A 761-nucleotide genomic window follows, 5' to 3' on the forward strand; every position below is an offset into this window, starting at 1 on the left:
ACGTCAGCACCACCGGTTTTGGAGGCGTCACCGCAGGCGGCGGCGGCGCCGGCGGTACCGGCTTGGCGAACGGAGGCTCCGGCGGCAGTGGGGGCGATGCGAACATCGCGAACTCTGCTTCGGTTCAGACCGTCACTGGCGGTGCCGGTGGCCTCGGTGGGTACGGCCAACTGGGTGGAACCGGGGGCGGTGGCGGAAACGCCACGACCAGTGGAACCGGGAGCGCCAACGGTGGCGTCGGACGTGACGGCACCCTTGGCAGCATCGCCGGAGGTGGTGGTGGCGCCGGCGGCAACGCGACCATCACCAACTCCGAGTCGCAGGCCGCGGCCGTCGGCGGCGCTGGAGGTAACGGGCGCGCCGGGGGCGACGTCTATGGTGGCGGCTTCGGCGGCGCCGGTGGTCGCGCCACAAATTATGGCGCGGGTGCGGCGTCTGGCGGTGCTGGTGGCGCTGGTGGCGCAGGCACCGCGGCAACGGCCGGCGGCTGGGGCGGCAAGGGAGGGGCCGCGTTCGGCCACGGGACCGGAAATGCGACCGGGGGCAACGGTGGCGCCGCGGGAGGCAACACGTCAGGCAATTTCGGCGGACGTGGAGGCGACGGCGGCATCGCTGCCGTAGGAGGCAACGGGTACGCCGGCTACCGGCAAATCTGGTACGGCACTGAGGACTACGCCAGCGCGCCGGGCCTCGGAAACCACAGCTCGTCCACCGCCACCGCGAAGGGCGGGGCTGGTGGCGCCGGCGGGCAGGGTATTCAG

Annotated in this window: 1 pseudogene; it reads left to right on the forward strand. The window is 72.8% G+C overall.

Annotated features, from left to right (window positions below):
* A pseudogene (locus DMB80_RS28320) lies at positions 1 to 761 on the forward strand (PE-PGRS family protein); the annotation flags it as partial.

This window comes from Mycobacterium kyogaense (genome assembly GCF_003254575.1).
GTDB classification, from domain to species: Bacteria; Actinomycetota; Actinomycetes; order Mycobacteriales; family Mycobacteriaceae; genus Mycobacterium; species Mycobacterium kyogaense.